Here is a 19,980-nt window from a genome sequence, read left to right on the forward strand (position 1 = left end):
AGTTCTCATCATGTTTATCCATGAGGTTTTACTTATTCAACCTGGAAGTTTCAAGAGCGTTACAGGTATGATTTGATGGAAACGTCACATTCAGAACAACTAGACTTTGTCTTGAAAAGATTGCGTGACGCTTTTCCTCATGATGCTTTATTCAAGGAAAAAAGCCTTCCTTCTGGCACGTCTTACCTTTTGGTAGAAATTCCAGATCCTCAAGATACAAAATATGTTTCTATTTGGTTTCAGAGAGATATCGGCGACAATATCCCTTCTGACGCTGAGATGATGCAAGTCTTGCATGATCAGTATGGGCCTGCTGCCTCCGCTCCTTATCTTTTTTTGAGGTTAACTCTAACCCCTGTTTCTTCCGAGGTAGCAGTATCTCAAAACGTGTTCTCTTATGAACAAGAGGACATTCTGACAGGAAAGCTGTCATCATTCCTTACTGTGCGCCCTTCAGGCTCATTAAATCAGGACACTTTAGAGACATTCCCCTCAACAACGCCTTTGGAGCATCAAGTTCTTGCACAGAGTGAGCAAAAGAATGCCGAGAGACAATCACTTCAAGCGCCACCACAACAGTCTAGGCCAGAAAACGAACAAATCTCTGGAAATGAATCCGGGGAAGAAACAGGAGGCCGAGTCATTGAAGGAACAAGCCTCAACTCAAGATCTGATAATGGCCCAGTTGAACCAGATGACAACATCAGTCTCCAACATAGAGACGCATATTCGGGCGATGGAAATGAGGCAGTCTCTGATGCGGAGATCCCAGACCACATCGGAGGAGCGCCGGATATTGTTCCAGAGAACGATCCTCTCCATCATGGCTTTGATCACTCTGGCGGTCTTTCAGATCTGGTTGAAGAAGAAACTCAAAAGCCAGCATTAGAAGGCCCTGCTCCGCCCCATCAAGCCGGAGACGATGAACAACATGGCCAGGAAGAATTCATTGAGGATGGAGAACCTCAATCAGATGATCCTGAAAGTTGGGTCAACCATAGCATTCCTGACTATGAAGATGATGAGGACGAAGCCCTCCCAAAAATCGGTGACATTGGCTCCCCGCCGGATATCTCCACCGAAGAAAACAAGGCAGATATACCATCAGAAGCACCGGAGCAAAGAAGTGAACCCACATTGCCTGACAATTCCCATGAATTGTCAGATGAAGTCGTGGATCTAAATGGTGGACTGAATGAGTTAATTGAGCCCCCTCCCAACACTCCAGAGATCAACACCAATCAGACGGAATTTCCAAGACCGTCTAAAGACGCCATCGTAATACAGGGCGTCCCACAAGTTGGCAGAATAGCAACGGAATTACCAAAGCTCTCGCCCAATGATCCTCTCCTAACGGCATTATCGGCAACAATATCCTCTATCATAGGAGAGAGCCCCTGCTACTACAGTGATGCGTATTTTGAACTCAATGACCTTGTGGACCCACTGAACATGTTGCCGGCCATTCTGGTCGCTGCAGCTCAATGGGCTACCCCACTCGTCCTTAAATACAAGGGTAAAGGAGGATTTTCTTTTGCTCTGAAATCTATCCCTCCAGGGGATGATGATACCTCGTTATTTGGATACTCAGTCACGCATCTCAAAGCCTCATCCACGCATACATTCCTTATGTCAGTTGCGGGGTGCCTGGAAAAATGCGTTGTGTCCTTTGCAAACGGGCAGCGCGCCGTAGATCTCTCCCCGATCGTTGAGTCTTTCGCCATGTGGGCCGACTATTGGGGGCTTCTCGCGGATGAAGATGAATCTGCAAGCGACCTATCCTCAGAGGGCGGCCTCTGATGGCAGTCAAAACAAAACAAATCAGAGGTGCGGTTGAAGGTCAGGAGGTCTTCCCTGATCTAACAACGATTGACATCAGAACCAAAACGCAGAAGCGGCGTGACTGGTTTAAGGATATCAGCAATCTTTTGATGCTTCAGATGGCATCATTGGTGATGCTGTTTGTCGTTCCTCAGGTTGGCATCCCCTGCATACTATTTTCTCTTGCGATCTACTCAATTTCGAGCGGAAAGCCCTCCGCTCTTCCCCTTAAGAAGCCTGTACAGTCAAAAGAAATCGATCCTAATGAGGCAATCGGAGGGAAAGCCAGGCCTGCAGCCGGAATATTCTATCTGGGCAATGACATGGCAACAGGTGAAGAGGTCTGGCTTTCGAACTCTGACGCTCGTCAGCATTTTACCGTAATTGGAACAACGGGTGCCGGTAAAACTGAAACGTTAATCGGGTATGGGGCGAATGCCCTATCTTGGGGATCCGGCTTTATTTACGTTGACGGCAAGGGCGACGTATCCTTGTTCGCCAAAGTCTTCGTAATGCTGAGGAAACTCGGTCTCGAAGACAACTTGCTTATCATGAATTTCATGAACGCTGCCCTGCCGGGGATGACCGGGTACCGCAAGAAATCATCCAATACGACCAATCCTTTTGCATCGGGGAGTTCTGCTGACCTCACACAGATGGTCGCCAGTCTGATGGATGAAGCCGGAGGTGATAGCGCAACGTGGAAATCCCGCGCAATTGATATGTTGACCGGGGAGATGGATGCCCTTTGCTGGTTGCGAGATAGAGGGATCATCGAACTCGATGCTGGGGTCATTTCAGACTTTATGACCCTTGAAAAACTGATGGAACTGGCAAAGCCGGAAAATTATCCCGACATGCCTCCTAAAACTAGGAAAGGTGTACAGACTTATCTGAACTCCATTGGCGTCAACATGGAGAAAAAGGCCTCAGAGCAAGACAAGACGCCAAGGGATCAACATACCTACCTTCTGATGCAGTTCCAGAAGGTTCTGGGAACACTGGTCAAAGTCTACGGATACATCTTTGAAACGCAGTTCGGTGAAGTCGACATGTATGATGTCATTCTTAACCGGCGTGTTCTTATTGTCATGTTGCCTGCGCTTGGTAAGGCAATGGACGAAATTATCGCACTGGGGAAAATTGTCGTCGCAACGCTGAAAGGGATGATGGCCGCGACGCTTGGCTCTATGGTTGAGGGAACGTGGGATCAGGTCGTTGAGAACCGCGTTACAACATCGAATTCCCCAGTCGTCGTGGTGTTTGACGAAGTGGGTTACTATCTTGTCCCTGGTATGGATTTGATTGCAGCTCAGGCCCGCGGTTGCGGTTTCTGTCTAATCTATGCCTCACAGGACGTGGACTCCATGGGGCGAATAGATCAGAAAATCGCAAACTCGGTTATCGGTAACACCTCGACAAAGTTTTTTATGAAAATCGAGGATGCGAACTCCACAGCAGATTTGGCTATTAAGCGCGGGGGAAAGATTACCCGCGCTCGCGCGCAGTCATTTGACCGCAGAGACCCTTCTAATGACCAGTTCTACATGGGCGATTCATCATCATATGAAGAGATTAGCCGTGTTGACATGATTGACCTTGTTTCTCAGGGTGCCGGTGAAGGTCATCTTACCCACTTAGGCAAACTTATCCGCATGCAGGCATTTTATGCGGCCCCAGAGAGAACCGTAGATCTTAAGAAAATTAAGCTTTCCGCAAATTATTTTATTCCTGTGCCAAGGCCTAGCCCCGCTGATCTGCAGATCGATATCAGACATCCACAAATTCTGGCGATGCTTGTAGATGATGGTCAGATCGAAAAAATGAAGAACGCTGTGAAAGCAGCAGAAAATCGTTTAAACAACTACAGAGAAGCGGACTCATTGCATGACTCTGGAGAAGATGAAGGCCAGGAGTTTACTCGCGATGAAATCCTTGATCTAGCCTGCGCCATCAATCCCGAAGGCGGCACGAATAAACCCCTCATTGAAGTGGCCTGTTCTGCAATCGCTTATATCCGCATGCGCAAGGAAGAGGCTTTAGGGTTAACGCCAGCAGAAAGCGATGATTACGAGAGCAATAACGCTGGCTGGGGAAGCACGGCCAATGGCCGCTCCTTTGCTGGGTTGCCTGACCGTATGGAATCTCGCGGTTACAACGATATGCCTCCAGCACGTGCAGGGAAAAGGAACCCGCTCGATGGCATAGGCCTGTCTTCTGCAGGCGAGGAATTCAGGCGCAAGGCGGCCCTTGGCAATTGGGGTGACGTGGCGGATGACGATGCTGAGGACAACACAACACCTCACAAAGCGACCGTCGATGATAAAGAGATCCCATTCGATGATGGTAGCAAACTATCGGCTAACCCGATTATCTTGGATGGCTTGGCCGCAGCGAACAGAGTTGAAGAACATCATGATGATGAAGTGAATACCGCTAGAGATAGCGAAACTGAGGCCGCTGAAGGAACCTCTGAAATTGAACAGACGGAAGAAGCTCTCTCCGGGTCCGAAACTGTCTCTGGCAATGAGGTACAAGAGGAAGAAAGCACTGCGAAGTCTAGTGAGGATGGTGGCGCGTCATTCCTAGATAATATTTTCTCTACTGAAGGCGTAAATCCTGATGAAGAAGGTGAAGAAGGAAACGATCATATTGCATCGACTGAAAATGAAAATCCTGTAGAGGACGCACATAATCCAGACAGTGATGATCAACAGACCGATGGATTACCACCCACTAACACAACTGAAGGCGCCCCCCTTTCGGACACTCAAGCAGAACAATCCGAAAAAGAGCAATCCACTCAAGTTGCAGAACATTCCACATCAGAGCAGTTGCATACTCCGATTGACACCTCAGAAACCCCAGTCGAGACCTCAGCTCCACCACAACAGCCCATTCAAAGAAAGACCGTTCAAAGTGAACAACCTACATCGGGCAAAGATGATCGTGACGCCAACGGCAACATAATCATTAGGGACGCGGCCGGCATTCACGCAGATCTATTCGGTGGGGATGATGATGAGGAAGAATAGAATTCTACTGAGGCGCCCTTTTAGGAAGGACCAGGCTCGATATCGGGCAACCCCACTCAATCTGCCAAAACAAGATTTTTAAGGAAGCAGGCTATGATCAACTGGCAAATTATTTGTGCCTCATCCTTAGCTTTGGCCCTTTTGACCCTCGCACCTTATCTTATTGACAAGGCTCTTATATGGCTTCCTGTGATAGGGAACCTCCGATCATATCCCCATAGATTTATCTCCATAAAACTGATCACAGGAATCATGTTCATTGTGAGCACGATTTACCTTGCTCAGGTTATTAACGGTCAGAATATCTATCAATGTTCATTTGAGGCTATCGGGCTAACCTTTGCCTTGTCCCTTGGCCTGATCGACTTTCAAGATAGATGGTTGCCTGGATATGTCACTGTACCAATGCTCCTGTTGGGATTGATGAACTCAACCTTATCTGGGGATGTAAACTGCGCAGTTTTTGGAGCTGCTGTAGCATGGTTGGCAATGACATTCGTTATAACAGTTACGTCCGTTCTATGCCGTTCAAACTTTATGTCTGGAGGGGATATGACCATGGCCGCCTCCTGCGGGGCGTGGTTAGGTCTCAACCATTTGCTAGACTTCTTCATTTTTACCGGCGGTATTCATCTCTTAATGTGTCTCTATGCCAAGAGATCTGACATTCCCCCCGCCCCTTCTGGGGAAACACTAGAATTACCTCCAGTACAATGCCCCATGGGGCCAGCAATGGCCATGGCTATGACGATAAGTCTTGTCTTTTCAAACTGCACAACTCATTCGTCTTTAGGTGTTTTCGGAAATATCCTTTAAATATGGACTAGATCATCATTGCATCGATGGCTAAAGATTAAGCCTTAACCTTTAGCGGATCATCAGTAATTTCCGATTAATGGGTGAAAATGCGATAATCCTAACTGGCGCGGTCATTCAGAAAACTAAGCCATTTAGAACGGAGCAAATGATGCAAAAGGCCTTTTATGAGGATCGAACTAATCTTCATAAGGCCTAGTGCCTCTATCCATGATCATGTTGAGAAAAGCAGGCTTTAATATGACTTCAAATACAAATAGCACAAATAGCGAAGAAAACTCTCCCAACTCCCCCTCGACAAACTCAAAATCTAACAATGAAAAGACACAGATACCTAACGGGGGACTAATTGCATCTCCCCATGGTCAAAATGACTGTATTCAAGGCCAGGAACAGTCATGGGGATCGATGTTGGGGACAGGTGAAATGGTCGTAAATGGCGCCACAGTTGACTTGCACAGATCTAACAAGGATGTCAGCGTTCCGGTAAAAGTGCCTGTAAATTGTGCAAATGGCCTTGAAGTCATGAAAAGCATGGGGCTCGTGCCAATTGACAATGACGATTTTAAAACTCTCGATCGCCCCCATGTGCAGGAACTTGATGACATTCTTGGTCTTGCCTGGCCTGCCCTTGACCATGGGTTTGTGCGGTTGATTGATTATATGGGCGATCAGGAGGCCATCATTCAGGCCGCCCGTGTTTCTTATGGCAAAGGGACAAAATCAGTCACAGAAGATACCAGTCTTTTGCATTACCTTTACAGAAATCGACATTCTTCACCATTCGAAATGTGTGAAATTAAATTACATGTCAAATTACCAATATTTATTGCCCGACAATGGATAAGACATCGCACAGCAAGCGTGAATGAGTATTCCGCCCGATATTCATTACTCGACAATGAATTCTACCTGCCCACGGCCGACAAAGTCGCATGTCAAAGCACTGACAATAAGCAAGGTCGAGGGGATGTGTTGCCCCTGGACAAGGCTTTGGAGGTCATCAAAATCCTCCGAGAAGATGCGGAGAGGAATTACGCTGACTATGAAAAACTTCTGGCTCCTGAGGATCAAAAAGGATTTGACGTTGCCCGTGAACTCGGCAGGATCAACCTCACCCTCAATACCTACACCCAATGGTACTGGAAGGTGGATCTACACAACCTTTTGCACTTCCTCTCACTTAGGATAGATAGTCACGCCCAATATGAAATTCGTGTCTATGCCCAGATCATCTCCAAGATACTTAAGCTTTGGGTTCCTGACGTATTTGAAGCTTGGGAAGAATATTCCCTCCAAGCCAAAACCTTTTCAAAAAGCCAGATCGCCGTTCTTCGGAAGATTTTAGCCTTCGCTCAAAAAGCCGGTCTTTCCGAGCAAGAATTAACTCAATATCTACAAATCCAGGGTGTCAAAGGCCGAGAAGCCAGAGAGTTCAAAGACCTTTTAATAGGCTGATACTTAACCTCTATCCCCCTTTCTCCACACTCTATTTTTAGGGTGTGGAGACCTCTCTACATTCCTTGTGAGAACTTCTCATTATGCTTCCAAAGTCCCGCGCTTTGCCTCTACTGGTCTCCTTCTCCTTAATCGCTCCAATTCTCAGTGGTTGCAGCACACAACCCCCTCCGTCTGCTTCTAAAAATTTACTGGCTGATATCCCTGCAAATGTCATTGAACCGACAGGTTTTGGCATGGGAGAAGAGCACATCCTCGATGCGCAGGGGCAGCAAAAAAAGACAGATGCAGCACTGGCTGGCACCCCGCGCGCAACAAACAACTTTATTTTCGGAGATAATGTGGTCGCTTCTATCCTGATGCAGAATAATTGCGATGCAGAGGATAAGGAGCACATTCAGAAAGCCCTTCGTTTGGCTCAGGACGGTCAACATCCTCCCTTCGATATAAAACCGGGCACTGCCTCATCAATCCTTTCCCTCATACGCCACAACAACAAAAAAACTAGCAATCCAGTAGAACACCCCTCCTCTGCTACAGATGGCATTTCCGCAATTGCTGAAGGGGGAGAAATGGAAGCTCTTCCAGAAAACAAGTGGCGGCTAAGCATCCCTTACCGGATGCGCCGTAAAGCCCCGTCCTTCAGGGCGGGGATATAAGGCGCTGGGGTGTTGACCGCTTGTCCTTTGATTTTCTACAATAGACAATAATGAAAATCCAGAGAGCGCATGTTGTCCGTTTGTATCCTGATCTGGCGCAGGAAGACTTTCTGTGCCAGATCGGTGGTGCGACACGCTTTTTGTGGAATCTGGCTCTAGAACAGCGCCAGACATGGGGCCAGCGGCATGGTCTGAACAGGTTCAGTCAGTCGAAGGAGCTGACACAGTTGCGGTCTGACGTGGACTGGCTCAAGGCTTGTCCGTCCCAAGTTCTGCAACAGGTCTTGAATGACCTTGAAAAGGCCTTTCGGAATTTCTTTTCCCGCCGTGCAGGGTTCCCGAAATTTCGGAAGAAATCGCGGGGAGCTTCCTTCCGGTTCCCGGATGGTAAGAGTGCTCTGTATGAGCGCTTGACCGGCAAGGGGGGCCACCTGAAACTTCCGAAGATCGGGTGGGTGCGGTTTCGTGGATGGCGGGAAATTCCAGGACAGATCCGTAATGTCACGGTGCGCTGTGACGCCGGCCAGTGGTTTGCGGCCATCCAGTATGAACATGACGTGCCAGAGCCAGCAAGGAAGACTTTGCCAGCAGTTGGTATTGATCGGGGTGTTGCCGCGACCATCGCCGTTTCCGGTCAGGGACGGGTCAAAGGCCCTGACGCCTATAGGAAGGCGATGAAACGTCTGGCGCGGATGCAACATATCGTTGCCAGACGCAAGAAGGGTTCGCAGAACCGCCGAAAGGCTGTTCTGCGTGTGGCCCGGTTGCACCGGAAGGTGCGCCGGATCAGGGCGGATTTTCTGCATAAGGTCTCTCACTGGCTTGCCAAGAACCACGGCACGCTGGTTTTTGAAGATCTGAAGATCCGCAACATGGTGCGGTCTGCTTCCGGTACGGTTGCAGAACCGGGCCGGAATGTCCGGCAGAAGGCCGGACTGAACCGGAGTATCCTCGATCAGGGTTGGGGATTGCTCCGGTTGTTTTCCGGGTACAAGACTGCCGCGTGTGGCGGGCAGTGTTTGGACGTTCCAGCACCGAACACAAGCCGGGAATGCCGGATGTGCGGGCACATATCGGCGGAGAACCGTGCCAGTCAGGCCCGGTTCTCCTGTGTCCGGTGTGGGCATGCTGAAAATGCCGACGACAACGCCTCGGTGGTGATTGTCAAACGGGCCGTGGACAACGGCTTGCTGCCTGTGGAGGCGATGCGTCAGCACGCCAGAGAAGCAGGAATCTCAGTTGGATCTTTGCTGGCATCATGTCAGTGAGAAACAATAGAATCCCCGTCCTTCAGGGCGGGGAGAATGTCAATCTCCCCCGAAAGACTGAAGCCGTCCCTTCCACTTTTTGAGATAAGCCAAACCTCAAACTTCCCTGTGTGAGTCAGTCCATAAAATGCCGACAGATCTGAGTGAAAACCACAAGCAAGCTTTGAACCATTATGTGAGAGGGCAAAACCTTGAGGCAATCAAGATCTTCGAGAGTGAATTAGCCATATCGGCCGGGTCCGCCAAAGATCAGGCGATCCTTCTGAATAATTATGCCGCGGCACTGAATAAGGCCAACAGGTTTGATGACGCATATAAAGCCGTTCAAAAGGCTCTCGGACTTGATCCTCAACTTGCTGATGCTTGGTGCAACCTAGGGAACGTTTTAACCCAGTTGCAGCGCTTTCCTGAGGCAGTTGCGGCCTATAAGCAGTGCCTAGATATTGACGGTTTCCATGCCATTGGCATCAGCAATATGGCTATGGCCGTTGATGTCCTCGGGAAAGAGGAGCTTGCACTCAATCTCCATAAAATGGCCGTCAAACTTGATCCTGAAAATGAGCAGACCAGGACCAACTATGCTCTCTCACTTCTCAAGTCCGGGCATTTTGAGGAAGGATTCAGGGAATATGAATGGCGTTGGACAACCTATCTTAAGCGCAAGGGTATGGATCGTCCTCAGTGGAAGGGTGAACCTTTTGAGGGGAAAACGCTCCTCGTGACAACTGAAGGAGGATATGGGGACATGCTGCAGTTTTGCCGCTTCCTGCCTCAGATCACATCTTCCCCCCATAGTGGCGCCGTTTGCACGACTGTACGTGCGCCCCTGTTAAGACTGCTTCGCCATTCCTTCCCAGATCAAGTGTTCACTGAAGAAAAAGAGGGTTCAGCATCACCACCCCATGACCTCCAGTCATCAGTAATGAGCCTTCCATTCGCTTTGGGTACAACGATAGATACCATCCCCCTCGCTGGCGGTTATCTCAGCGTACCCGAAGATATCAAGGAAGTTTGGAGGAAACGGGTAGAGGAAGACCTGAAGGATCCGCTCTTGTTGCAAAAAAAGAGCAAAAAGAGACCTCTTTTGATTGGCCTTGTATGGGCTGGAGCTGCCCATTCAGAAGTTAGGACCGCGGAGCTGGCCAATCGCCGGAGGTCGACAGATCTCGGGACGTTTGCCCCCTTGGCCCAGGCACTTCCCAACGCCCTTTTCTACAGTCTGCAGATTGGGGATAAAGCCGATCAGGCAGGATACCCTCCATCTGGCATGAGGATTATAGACCGCACAACACAGATTAACGATTTTGCGGATACTGCAGGATTGATCGCCAACCTCGATGTGGTTGTGGCTGTAGACACATCTACAGCTCACCTGGCCGCTGGTTTGGGGAAATTGGTCATAATGCTTTCCAGATATGACCAATGCTGGCGATGGATGAAAGATCGAATTGATACGCCATGGTACAAAAGCATGACGATTTATCAGCAGAAACAGCCCTTCGACTGGTCTTATCCAATTAACAGAGCATGCCGAGATTTGAAGCGGATAAGCAACCTCATCTCATCTTAGGTTGACATTCTCCCCGCCCTGAAGGACGGGGCTTTACGGCGCATCCAGTAAGGGGCCAAATCATACCATTTTCAATTTTCAAAATGGCGTTTGTAGTTTTGATTAAGCAACTTAAAAGGGGCATCTAATAGAATATGCCCCTTTCCATCTCGAATACTGCCATAATTGAAGAGAGTGAATTCTATTAGACTCTCAAGGAGCCGAGTGCCTAATGGGCCATTAAGCTGCTGCATTTAGCGCCTTACGAAGAATAGGCGGTTCAAAGGGGCTCGGTATTTCCGGCAACCGCATGATGCGTTTAGAGCCATATGCCCATGCCGCTGAGTCTTCATTCCACTTACCGACTGCGGCTACCAACAAGTCATTCTGACCGTCTTCTGTTTTCAGGTCATAGCCTGATAAATTCACACTAGGCCCAGCGTGAGAACAGAATGTGCATTCCACTGCGGCCTTATTATTTTCCCTCAAAACCAAATCTTTTTTTGAAGGCCCTTGGCAACATGGGCATTCAGCCGGTTTGACTATTTTTTCCATTTCAGGTCCTTCGATGAAAGAGCGGAAGACAGTGACAATATCACATTAGTCCTTTAATATATCATCATCTTAGAATTTCTAACCGATTAAGGTCAAATCAATGCGGCAAAACAAGCCTTCATTATCTGCATCTTGCTTTATTTATTTTTCCATCGTCATTTTAATAAGCGAATGGCTTGTGGGACGCTATCTCATAAAACTGTTTCGCAAGTCACTATATGACACTCACACATTCAACATTATTTCCGACACAACATTTATTGTGATCGCTATGACTGCATTCGTCTTATATCAGATTTTTAAGAGACAATTTGCTGCTTCCCACAAGGATAAGTGATGGCTGAAAACAGTTCTATTCAATGGACAGATCACACATTTAATCCTTGGATTGGATGTACCAAAATTAGCTCTGCCTGCGACAATTGCTATGCGGAACTGTATGATAACCGGTTTTCGAAACAAAGCAGATGGGGATCTAAAGCTGCACGTACACGTACTAAAAATTGGGGATATCCTAAAAAGTGGAATGCAATCGCGCAGCATTTGGGCGTCAGGAATAAAGTTTTTTGTGCAAGTCTGGCCGATGTTTTCGACAATCATCCAAGCATTGACCGATCCTGGCGCGAAGATCTGTGGAGCCTGATCCGCCAGACTGAACACCTAGACTGGCTACTTCTAACCAAACGCCCGCAGAATATAACGAAATTCCTCCCTCATGACTGGAGCGAAGGCTACAAAAATGTATGGCTTGGGACAACGGTAGAAAATCAGACGGAATATGACCGCCGCGTCCCAGTTTTATCCGATATCCCCGCGGAAAAACGGTTCCTCTCTATGGAGCCCCTAATCGGCCCAGTCACCCTCAGTAAGCCCGAAAAAATCAATTGGATCATCGTCGGTGGCGAAAGCGGATCATCTTTCAGACCGATAAATCCACAATGGGTCAGGCATATCCGCAATCAATGCAAAACAAACAACATCCATTTCTTCTTCAAACAATGGTCAGGACGCAACCAACGGGCCTTAAAAGGCCTTGGAAGAGAACTTGATGGTTTGATATATGACGAAAGGCCTTAAATTACGCCTTCATTTTGTTTACTTGTATTCTAATTCCCTTTAAAATATCACCACATAACGAAATCTGGCAAAGTGATATGACAAATAAATCAGACAATTCTCCTGAAATGGATTTGGAAACAGCCCGGTCAGAAATTATGACGGCCTTCCTTGTGCTCGGCATGTCAGAAGCATCTGCTACAGAAGCACTAGAAAAAGTCATTGAGATCTTCAAGGAAGAGGGAAGAAAAGAAGAAAGAGAGCGTTTGTTAAATCCCAAGGAAGGTGATTTTCCAGAAGCAATCCAGGAATTTATTACGGGTATGACAGTATCGGTTGATGTAAGCCGACATGCTGAAAATGATGAAGAATGTGGTCTGCGATATTTCGGAACCCTCGCCGATTTTAGTGGCAGTAACGACGGCAGGGATAAACATGGGTTGGTGGTAATGGTTGAAAAAGCCACTCCCAATTTCAACTTTTCACATCCTGGAGATACTTTGATCCTAGACTGGATCTCTAAGATGTTTGTTGCCTCTGATGAAGGAAGTGATGGTCAAAAAACCTTCACCCCTTCAATTCGTTTTCTGCGCCTTATCGAAAAATTGAGGGGAACCACCTTCCGACGCGCTTTGATTCCTCACATGCCGAAATATGTCACCAATAAACTTCCACATCATATCTATTGACTGGGTTTGACCTGATCCCTGCCTTTGCTTAGGTAGGGAGATGGTATATTATTACACTTTGTGCGGACGATATGAACGATCTGGAATACAAATCGAACTCCGATCAGGCGCCCATTCCAGTAACCACCTCCATAAAAACTCCTCTAACAGTGATTTTTCTAAAATATTCACTGTCTCTAATTGTTATTTTTTCATTTATTTACGCAATCTCCTCTATCTTTCGCATCACGATTACAAATTATGATGGGAAAATGTATCTAAATATTATTACTTTATCACCTCATCATATATTCCATTCACCAAAAAGCGCCCTTTTCCTTGGTATTCCAGTATTTTTAGATGCTGTAGGACTACTTTTTATTTTCAAAATTTTAAGAATTCGATCTAAGGATTCCTCAATTCATAATCCTGATAAAAAATAGATGCTCCCCCCCCTCAATAGATCAACGCGAAGCAGTTCAACCGAACCTCAAATGGGAGATCTTTCCACCTGTGTTTTTGTTTTCCGAGAAAGCAGTTTCTCTTGATTTCGAGATACGAAACTTCACCCCCCATCCCTTTCTGTCAAACCTAATGGACTTTTCTTAGAAGGTCGCAGATATGCTTGCCGGCCAGAACGCCGTAATTTGCGGGGGTCCATAAATGGGACATCACATTAGGCACTTTCATGCTGGGTAACCAAATCTTTTCTCCATTCGGGTCACGGCTTCTTCCCCATGTCGTAACCCCTCAGGCCGTTAATCTGGAAGGGTCATTCATCTCCAAGGAATGTGCAGCAATGAGCAAAGCCATTGCGCTTCGCATAGCCCTACATCCCGAACTGATCCGCCTCCTGGATCAGGCAATAATAACTGGCAAACCGGCTCTCTGGGCTAACCTTGCCCCCTACATGCCCTACACAAATCACCCTGATATTTGCGCACTGCCAAAGACATGGGATCGCACAATAGATGGCTATAGCCTATCAATGCCTGAAGAATGCGTCTGGACAACGCTGAGGGACTGGTATGGGTGGGGTATCCCTTGCGCTGAAACACTTGACGTTCTCAAAAATAAACTCGCTCTGACAAAAATACTCGAATTTGGTCAAGGTACGGGATACATGGCGCGGGTGCTAGAAGCCGCAGGATTGAATGTCATTACTGCAGAATGCTTCAACCGTGGTTATGACGGGATCGGGGTCTGGCGCCTCCCTGACTACAATGATGCCCGTGAAATGATCCAGAAAAATCCTGGTGCACCCATCCTCATTTCTTGGCCAGACCCGGAAGCATCTGCAGAAATCATATCCATGCTGGCCCCAGGGCAGAAAGTCATCATAGGAGGGAGACGTGCCTATTGCGGCCTTCAGGATGGTTATCTACTGGCCAATGGCTTCACACGCCTCTACCCACACACATACCCTAATAGTCTGGCCAGCATGTCTGGTGGACTAAGCGGGCTTTCTCTTTGGAAAGCACCGGCCTGATACCTCCTAATCCCAACCTGCCCCCATAAAAAAGGAGACAGGCAATTTCCTTGCACTGTCCCCTTCCAAAGGCCGTCATCACCTGGAATTTCAGAACATGACGTATTCTAGGAATGTTCCATCACGGTTCCATTCCCGTCGGCGACCAGTTTTGGGGTGTCGGCGCCAGTGTCCAGGGCATTCCTGAGTAGGGTCGTTCCAGGCGTTGATCGCTTCTAAAGCGAGTTGTTCTGTCGCGAAGCAATATCTGTCATCGTATCCGTTGTAGTCGCAGATTGCTCCTCGCTTAACCGTCCAGTGATAAATAAGGCTGTGGCAGAGAGTGTAATGCCCTGATGGAAAATAGCGGATAGTTCCATCGGGATAGTTTTTAAACATAAATTCGTGGAAATGTTGGAGTTCTTCTTTGCTAAATCCATCGATTTCAGGAAATTCTGGATTTGGCGTCTTAATTGATATTGGCTTACTATCACTCATTTACTTTACTGTGCCGGATAAAATGGAATGTGTGGCGTCCGCTTTATGACGGACGCCATTTTTAAATGATCAGGATATGTTAGTGATTAGTGGCTCATTCCTGACAAACGGGCAATGGGGAAAAAGGCGGCCGGGCAAGTAGACAAAGCCCATCAGATTTCACCGCCACTGAAATGATAATACTAGAGGCTCAGGTCTGCCAATCTTTCTGCCTCAGACTTCTCTGATGCGGGCTTTTGACCATTCGCTTCAGCGATAGCTGCTGCCACATCAGCATCCGCTGTGGCCATTGATGCCGGAGGCGCCATGGCCGCAGCCTTTTCATTTTCGACTTCTGTTGCAATTTCGGACTTGTCAGCCATTGCACTCAGAGCCCTCAATCCGAATGAACTGCCTTGAGAACCATCACGTCCGAGACGTTGTGCCTCAGCCTTATCTTTGGCAATTGCCTCCTGCTCCTTGGCAATGTTCAGGCGATCGATAGCCTGTTGGCCCTGGGCTTGAATCGTTTTGAATTTGTCCTGAGCGGCAGAAACGATTGTATCGTATGTGTCCACCAGATCTTTCTTGGACTTCGTGGTAGCCAGTAATGCCTGGACATTGCCCTTTTTGGCCTGCAACTCAGCCTCGAATGCGTTGACCTTCGCATTTAGAGCCAGTTTTTCATCACCCTGGGCCGAAGCAGATTTGTCCATCAGAACCTTTAATCCGGCGACCTCGGCTTCATAGTTCTGCTTTGCCCTGGATGAAGCATCGTTTGCAGTATCATATTCTCGCCGGGCGCAAGCGCGCTTCGTTAGCACTTCAGTGAGATGATTTTCTGCCTGCTTGATATCTGCTTCTGTGGCCGTCTGTGGATCAAGTGTAGCCAGAAACGATGCACCGGCATCTACAATCTTGTTCAGTTTCAGAAAAGCCATAGCTCCAGCAAACGACAGTGCCTGAGTAGACATGAATTACCTCTTTCCAGTTTTAAAGTTTAATGATCAAACCAGGATAATCTCTTCTCTCTTAGCCAAGAAGTAAGGCTTAAATGAGATCATTTAAACCTTGTCTAATTAAAAGATGAGAAGATTTAGGTCTTGATTTCCTAGCCTGTTGTCAAATCCAACGATGAAGGCTCGACTTCAACCCCACCAAGGATCTGAAGAAACATATAATCCTCACCTTGCTTTACAGCACTGCAGGAACGGATGAGCATAAACTCTTTCTGTGGGAAGCCGGGCGAGTAACCTGTATCGCGCTCGTACAGCATGTATTCGTGTCGCCAACGCGATACGAAAGGCTCATTCTTGATAAGTGAATGTATGGCCTCGAATTCGCATACTGGTTCAATGCGCCCCTCTTTCTGAGGAAGCATGCTTCGCAACCACTTCTTCCCGTCATGCTCTATGTCAGGCTGGCCTAAAAGGCCATCGTTCTTGTTCAGCCATGCATCCCACTGATCACTGTCTGCTGTATATATAGCGAGTTGTGATAGGAACGATGCACAATAAATCTTACCGCTCTCATCCAGATAAACCCTGAATTGATCCTCAAGGTTTGGATCAGTGTACAGAACCGCAGTATCTGGCTGATCCTCTATCACACCTATTCCAGTGATTGATGTCTGGCCTGTAATGCTAGGCTCAAAATCCAGATCCGGCACCTTACCAGCCAGTGAAGGGTCACTGGACGTTCCCATTACAGGGACAGTAATGCTTGAACCGATACGAACTAAGGGAAGAGCCGGCAGGACTGGTGAAGACGAAGTTTCTCCCACATCTTCATCCCCGGACAACTTCTTTTTCAATGCTTTTCCAACGGAAGAAACACCTGAACGCTTCTTCGCCTTATAATAGATATACGCGCCCAGACCGATGATTGCGAAAAGGATTAGAAACAGAATTATCTTAAGCAACACCATGCCAGTAAAAAAAGTAGGCTCTTGAGAACCAGTTATAGCAGGCTGCGGAGGATTAGGTACAGGAACCTGGACTGGTGTTTGAACACTAGAAGGAGAAGTTTCTACAGGAGTTGAAGATGTCGGGGCCTGACTATCCCTACCCTGCTTATCGTGGTTATGGGAAGAATTGGAATTCGCCACAGATAAGCCAGAAACAAAGCCTGCGAGATATTGTGATGAGCCGTCGTTGGAATCATCATGATGGTCATGCACCACCACAACTCGATCCTTGCCACTTCCATTAGCTGAAGATGTTTCAGACGAAGGAGATCCATTCACAACTGGCGCCGCGTTCGAAACTGATGGAGGCACATTAGGAACAGATTGTTCCGCGGCCTTATTCTGCTGGGGCTTTACATCATCACCAGAAGGCCCCGATGAAGCATGGGTTTCACTGGCAGAATGCACTGCTACACCTGCCGCTGTCCCTGCCGCTATCGAGAGCGCGGCATTATTGCGAAATTTCTTATATTCGTTCGCTGATGCCTTCTCATTCATCCGCAAAATTTGCTTAGGTGTTGAAGACGATGTCGATGCTTTGGCACTGAAGGATTTGCTGGATCGAGTAGAACTAAAAGAGGAGCTGGATTTAAACGATGCAGAACTTCTAGCAAGAGCAACCTGTGGAAGGACCGGAACTGCATTTAGGGCCAAAATACCCAATGCAGTGGCATAGAGTGATGTCTTCAACATAACCGGTTTAGAAGGTCGGAATGCTGAGTACTTTTTCAACATCAGGCGAACTCCAATAGATTGAAATTTAGGAAATTGGACACCTGACGGAGGTCATGAGCATTTCCAAAAAAAACTGATGATGATGTTTGCAGGATATTCCCACCAGATAATCTGCGAAAGAATTCGAAAGCAGACTTCTGATCAGCCGTTGCTTTCACACCAGGGTTGTCATTAATCCAAACTACCCTGCATGGCACATCAAGATGAAGTTGAAGATGGCTCATCGGTAGATCAGGAGGCACTCGTACAGCGCATCCACTCAACGCCACCCCACCATCAGATGCAATAGAGCGCAAAAAACCATAGGAAGAGAATTCAGGCCTTGAGCCACATGTGGGAAACCCATCTTTGAAAAGTTTTTCCATGAAGATGCGCTGACCAGTCTCTGAAGGGCCGGCAATAAACGTCAAAGGTCGCACATGATGTGAATTGCATTTTAGCAGAGAAGGACTTCGCCAATCCTGCTCATTGCGTTTATTTCTGGAATTTTCACGAAAATGGCGAACTCTTCCAGATTTTTCGCCTGATGATGGTGGTACTGAGCCTTCAATATCCTGAATATTAAGGTCTTTAGGAAGACTAAATAACCCCAGATCACTCACCGGAGAAACGTCATCTGAGGCGATCTCAGACGTTGGAGAAAAAGGCAGGTCTTTTTTCTCATCCAATCCCGCATTCTCTTTATTACGTTTGCGGTTCCGCCATTTTTGCCTCCGACGCGGCTGAAAACGGTTGTTACTTTTGAATGCCGAACTCAAGCTTATATCCTTCCCTACCTTCCATTTTTGACTTCTCATGGAAGGCCTTACCAATTTTGCAAAGGCTATTCTAGCAAGATTTAGCCTTTGTGGATATAGAAAGTCCAGATTATCAAATGAACAAACTTTAAAAGGCCTTCCCATTCAATTTCTGGAATAAGCCTATGCCTTACCACGATCTCAAAGAATATTTTTAAGCTTCTATCTCAAACCGGCAGGCGAGTTAGAACATTTCCACTGATCCAGAAAGGTCGCCATTCCCTTTCTGCTTTTTGCTTTTATCTTTGCCTGATATTGCCTCCACAACAGAGTGGAGTTTTACATCTTTAACCAGGTCCTTAACATTCATCATCAATCCAGCGGATCCGAAACACTCTTTGATGCCATTATCTGAGGAGTTGCCCAGTACAGTCTTTACGGCATCCACCAATTGCGTAGCAGAATCAAGGTTTTGCAACCGTTCAAAATCACTGTTTGACAGTCCTGTACAGGCAGAACAGTGTGAGATAATTTCCTGTGCATCCTGCAATTTATCATGCGCATCACTTAGCAGAGCACACAATACGTCCACCATTGAGCGATAATGAATACTCTCATCAGAATTGGCTGATGGTTTTCCAGACATGCCCATTTCCCTTAATATGAACCGGCACTAAAACAATTCCAGATCCGATCCAGCCTGCTTTTTCCAACGTTGCTCTGCCTCACGTTCCTTGAGGCGATATTTTTCTTCCTGCCATCCGATTGCGCTGGCAGTTGAATCCAATACGAGGCTTTGCATAGCCCTACCGGTAGTTGGCCAGAACCTTATACGTCGTGCCCTATTACCTCCGAGACTGTGGGCCAGACATTTCAATCCCTCAGCTCGAATGTAATTTTTTACGAAGACGATGTTTTCCTGCCCCACTCGCCCCAAAGAAGCGATAACTGAGGCGCCGCCAAAAACCTTGCAGGTTAGGTTATCTCTTCTACCTCCCAATTTCAGGATGCCATTTATCAATTTCTCCATGGCATTGACGCCAAATCTCATGGCAGTTTCACTATCGTCTGATGCGTCACCACCATCAGGGAGTAAGAAGTGGTTCATCCCCCCGACCCGCTCAAAAGGGTCATACATGCATACCGAAATGCATGACCCCAATAGCGTTCCAAAGACCACTTTCGGATCTTTGGAGATCGCCACTTCTCCTTGAATTACGGTGGTGACATCTCTCTCTTGCATCAACGAAGAGGCCCGAACACCTTTTCAATTGCTTCACGCAACTTGGCTACAGTATAGGGTTTGGCCAAGAAGTTATTTACGCCAGCCTGAACCGCTTTTTGCACCAAATCTTTATTCGCTTCACCTGTAAGAATAATGAATGCGACTTTTTTGGTTTTAGGATTAGCCCGAACAGCCTTCAAAAGTTCAAGGCCATCCATCTCAGGCATGTTGAAATCTGAAATCACAAGATGGGTGGGATTTGTTTCAAGGTATTCCAGGGCTTCCTTACCATCCTTGCGCTGTGCAACCCCAGTAAACCCTAGTTCTGACATATGACTTGCAAGAACAGAACGGATAGATGACTGGTCATCAACAATAAGTGCGCGAATTTGCGATGCCGCTGGCATTGTCTTCCCTTTCAGCCTTTCAATAAGGCTACGTCTCTCAACTAACGCAGTGTACTGACATGATCTGCATGATCAAAGCA

At 47.3% G+C, this 19,980-nt stretch carries 18 protein-coding genes; 10 read left to right on the plus strand and 8 right to left on the minus strand.

What is annotated here, in order from left to right:
- Positions 1–75: 75 nt before the first annotated feature.
- From FCN51_RS01255 to FCN51_RS01285, 7 genes are all read left to right on the plus strand, one after another.
- Positions 76–1,800 carry an ICP22 family protein gene (locus FCN51_RS01255; protein ID WP_160256117.1) on the plus strand — a complete coding sequence of 575 codons (1,725 nt, stop codon included), beginning with the start codon at positions 76–78 and terminating at the stop codon, positions 1,798–1,800.
- On the plus strand, positions 1,800–4,856 hold the full coding sequence (locus FCN51_RS01260; RefSeq protein ID WP_160256118.1) for a TraM recognition domain-containing protein: 3,057 nt from the start codon (positions 1,800–1,802) through the stop codon (positions 4,854–4,856). Before FCN51_RS01255 ends, FCN51_RS01260 begins: the two co-directional genes overlap by 1 nt.
- Before the next feature lie 93 nt (positions 4,857–4,949).
- Positions 4,950–5,672 carry a prepilin peptidase gene (locus tag FCN51_RS01265; RefSeq protein ID WP_160256119.1) on the plus strand — a complete coding sequence of 241 codons (723 nt, stop codon included), beginning with the start codon at positions 4,950–4,952 and terminating at the stop codon, positions 5,670–5,672.
- Positions 5,673–6,206: 534 nt separating this feature from the next.
- Entirely contained in the window at positions 6,207–7,130 is a 924-nt protein-coding gene (thyX, locus tag FCN51_RS01270; protein WP_374727182.1) for an FAD-dependent thymidylate synthase, read from the plus strand.
- 236 nt (positions 7,131–7,366) lie between these two features.
- Entirely contained in the window at positions 7,367–7,789 is a 423-nt protein-coding gene (locus FCN51_RS01275; RefSeq protein ID WP_310254818.1) for a hypothetical protein, read from the plus strand.
- A 50-nt stretch (positions 7,790–7,839) separates the two neighbouring features.
- A complete protein-coding gene (locus FCN51_RS01280; protein ID WP_160256121.1) occupies positions 7,840–9,057 on the plus strand; it encodes an RNA-guided endonuclease InsQ/TnpB family protein in 1,218 nt (405 codons plus the stop codon).
- Positions 9,058–9,184: 127 nt separating this feature from the next.
- Positions 9,185–10,627 carry a tetratricopeptide repeat protein gene (locus FCN51_RS01285; RefSeq protein ID WP_160256122.1) on the plus strand — a complete coding sequence of 481 codons (1,443 nt, stop codon included), beginning with the start codon at positions 9,185–9,187 and terminating at the stop codon, positions 10,625–10,627.
- Between the two features lie 219 nt (positions 10,628–10,846).
- Here the strand turns inward: FCN51_RS01285 and FCN51_RS01290 are convergent, their stop codons facing one another.
- On the minus strand, positions 10,847–11,161 hold the full coding sequence (locus FCN51_RS01290; RefSeq protein WP_160256123.1) for a hypothetical protein: 315 nt from the start codon (positions 11,159–11,161) through the stop codon (positions 10,847–10,849).
- Positions 11,162–11,497: 336 nt separating this feature from the next.
- On the opposite strand from FCN51_RS01290, the gene FCN51_RS01295 reads away from it, so the two are divergent.
- The 3 genes from FCN51_RS01295 (at position 11,498) to FCN51_RS01305 (ending at position 14,374) form a co-directional block, all read left to right on the plus strand.
- Complete coding sequence (locus tag FCN51_RS01295) at positions 11,498–12,238, plus strand: DUF5131 family protein (protein WP_160256124.1); 741 nt, start codon at positions 11,498–11,500, stop codon at positions 12,236–12,238.
- Positions 12,239–12,315: 77 nt separating this feature from the next.
- Entirely contained in the window at positions 12,316–12,906 is a 591-nt protein-coding gene (locus tag FCN51_RS01300; RefSeq protein WP_160256125.1) for a hypothetical protein, read from the plus strand.
- 778 nt (positions 12,907–13,684) lie between these two features.
- Entirely contained in the window at positions 13,685–14,374 is a 690-nt protein-coding gene (locus FCN51_RS01305) for a hypothetical protein (RefSeq protein WP_236661126.1), read from the plus strand.
- A gap of 90 nt (positions 14,375–14,464) precedes the next feature.
- Here FCN51_RS01305 and FCN51_RS01310 read toward each other — a convergent pair whose 3' ends face one another.
- The 7 genes from FCN51_RS01310 to FCN51_RS01340 form a co-directional block, all read right to left on the minus strand.
- Positions 14,465–14,851 (minus strand): hypothetical protein, encoded by a 387-nt coding sequence (locus FCN51_RS01310; RefSeq protein WP_160256127.1) that lies wholly within the window; start codon positions 14,849–14,851, stop codon positions 14,465–14,467.
- 182 nt (positions 14,852–15,033) lie between these two features.
- Entirely contained in the window at positions 15,034–15,804 is a 771-nt protein-coding gene (locus FCN51_RS01315; protein ID WP_160256128.1) for a hypothetical protein, read from the minus strand.
- A 137-nt stretch (positions 15,805–15,941) separates the two neighbouring features.
- Complete coding sequence (locus tag FCN51_RS01320; protein ID WP_160256129.1) at positions 15,942–17,531, minus strand: DUF2491 family protein; 1,590 nt, start codon at positions 17,529–17,531, stop codon at positions 15,942–15,944.
- Complete coding sequence (locus FCN51_RS01325) at positions 17,531–18,289, minus strand: hypothetical protein (RefSeq protein ID WP_160256130.1); 759 nt, start codon at positions 18,287–18,289, stop codon at positions 17,531–17,533. Before FCN51_RS01325 ends, FCN51_RS01320 begins: the two co-directional genes overlap by 1 nt.
- Positions 18,290–18,512: 223 nt before the next feature.
- Positions 18,513–18,914 carry a hypothetical protein gene (locus FCN51_RS01330; protein WP_160256131.1) on the minus strand — a complete coding sequence of 134 codons (402 nt, stop codon included), beginning with the start codon at positions 18,912–18,914 and terminating at the stop codon, positions 18,513–18,515.
- 27 nt (positions 18,915–18,941) lie between these two features.
- The gene (locus FCN51_RS01335; protein ID WP_124297629.1) at positions 18,942–19,511 is read right to left on the minus strand and encodes a chemotaxis protein CheD; all 570 of its coding nucleotides are present in this window, start codon (positions 19,509–19,511) and stop codon (positions 18,942–18,944) included.
- On the minus strand, positions 19,511–19,900 hold the full coding sequence (locus FCN51_RS01340; protein ID WP_160256132.1) for a response regulator: 390 nt from the start codon (positions 19,898–19,900) through the stop codon (positions 19,511–19,513). The genes FCN51_RS01335 and FCN51_RS01340 overlap by 1 nt, the downstream gene beginning before the upstream one ends.
- Positions 19,901–19,980 lie beyond the last annotated feature (80 nt).

It is taken from the genome of Acetobacter pasteurianus (genome assembly GCF_009914215.2).
GTDB lineage: Bacteria > Pseudomonadota > Alphaproteobacteria > Acetobacterales > Acetobacteraceae > Acetobacter > Acetobacter pasteurianus.

Coding starts and splice junctions, on each gene's coding strand:
- FCN51_RS01310 (WP_160256127.1), bottom strand. CDS start 14,851: ATGAGTGATAGTAAGCCAATATCAATTAAGACGCCAAATCCAGAATTT.
- FCN51_RS01280 (WP_160256121.1), top strand. CDS start 7,840: ATGAAAATCCAGAGAGCGCATGTTGTCCGTTTGTATCCTGATCTGGCG.
- FCN51_RS01285 (WP_160256122.1), top strand. CDS start 9,185: ATGCCGACAGATCTGAGTGAAAACCACAAGCAAGCTTTGAACCATTAT.
- FCN51_RS01315 (WP_160256128.1), bottom strand. CDS start 15,804: ATGTCTACTCAGGCACTGTCGTTTGCTGGAGCTATGGCTTTTCTGAAA.
- FCN51_RS01260 (WP_160256118.1), top strand. CDS start 1,800: ATGGCAGTCAAAACAAAACAAATCAGAGGTGCGGTTGAAGGTCAGGAG.
- FCN51_RS01305 (WP_236661126.1), top strand. CDS start 13,685: ATGAGCAAAGCCATTGCGCTTCGCATAGCCCTACATCCCGAACTGATC.
- FCN51_RS01320 (WP_160256129.1), bottom strand. CDS start 17,531: ATGTTGAAAAAGTACTCAGCATTCCGACCTTCTAAACCGGTTATGTTG.
- FCN51_RS01265 (WP_160256119.1), top strand. CDS start 4,950: ATGATCAACTGGCAAATTATTTGTGCCTCATCCTTAGCTTTGGCCCTT.
- FCN51_RS01300 (WP_160256125.1), top strand. CDS start 12,316: ATGACAAATAAATCAGACAATTCTCCTGAAATGGATTTGGAAACAGCC.
- thyX (WP_374727182.1), top strand. CDS start 6,207: ATGGGGCTCGTGCCAATTGACAATGACGATTTTAAAACTCTCGATCGC.
- FCN51_RS01340 (WP_160256132.1), bottom strand. CDS start 19,900: ATGCCAGCGGCATCGCAAATTCGCGCACTTATTGTTGATGACCAGTCA.
- FCN51_RS01335 (WP_124297629.1), bottom strand. CDS start 19,511: ATGCAAGAGAGAGATGTCACCACCGTAATTCAAGGAGAAGTGGCGATC.
- FCN51_RS01295 (WP_160256124.1), top strand. CDS start 11,498: ATGGCTGAAAACAGTTCTATTCAATGGACAGATCACACATTTAATCCT.
- FCN51_RS01275 (WP_310254818.1), top strand. CDS start 7,367: ATGGGAGAAGAGCACATCCTCGATGCGCAGGGGCAGCAAAAAAAGACA.
- FCN51_RS01330 (WP_160256131.1), bottom strand. CDS start 18,914: ATGTCTGGAAAACCATCAGCCAATTCTGATGAGAGTATTCATTATCGC.
- FCN51_RS01255 (WP_160256117.1), top strand. CDS start 76: ATGGAAACGTCACATTCAGAACAACTAGACTTTGTCTTGAAAAGATTG.
- FCN51_RS01290 (WP_160256123.1), bottom strand. CDS start 11,161: ATGGAAAAAATAGTCAAACCGGCTGAATGCCCATGTTGCCAAGGGCCT.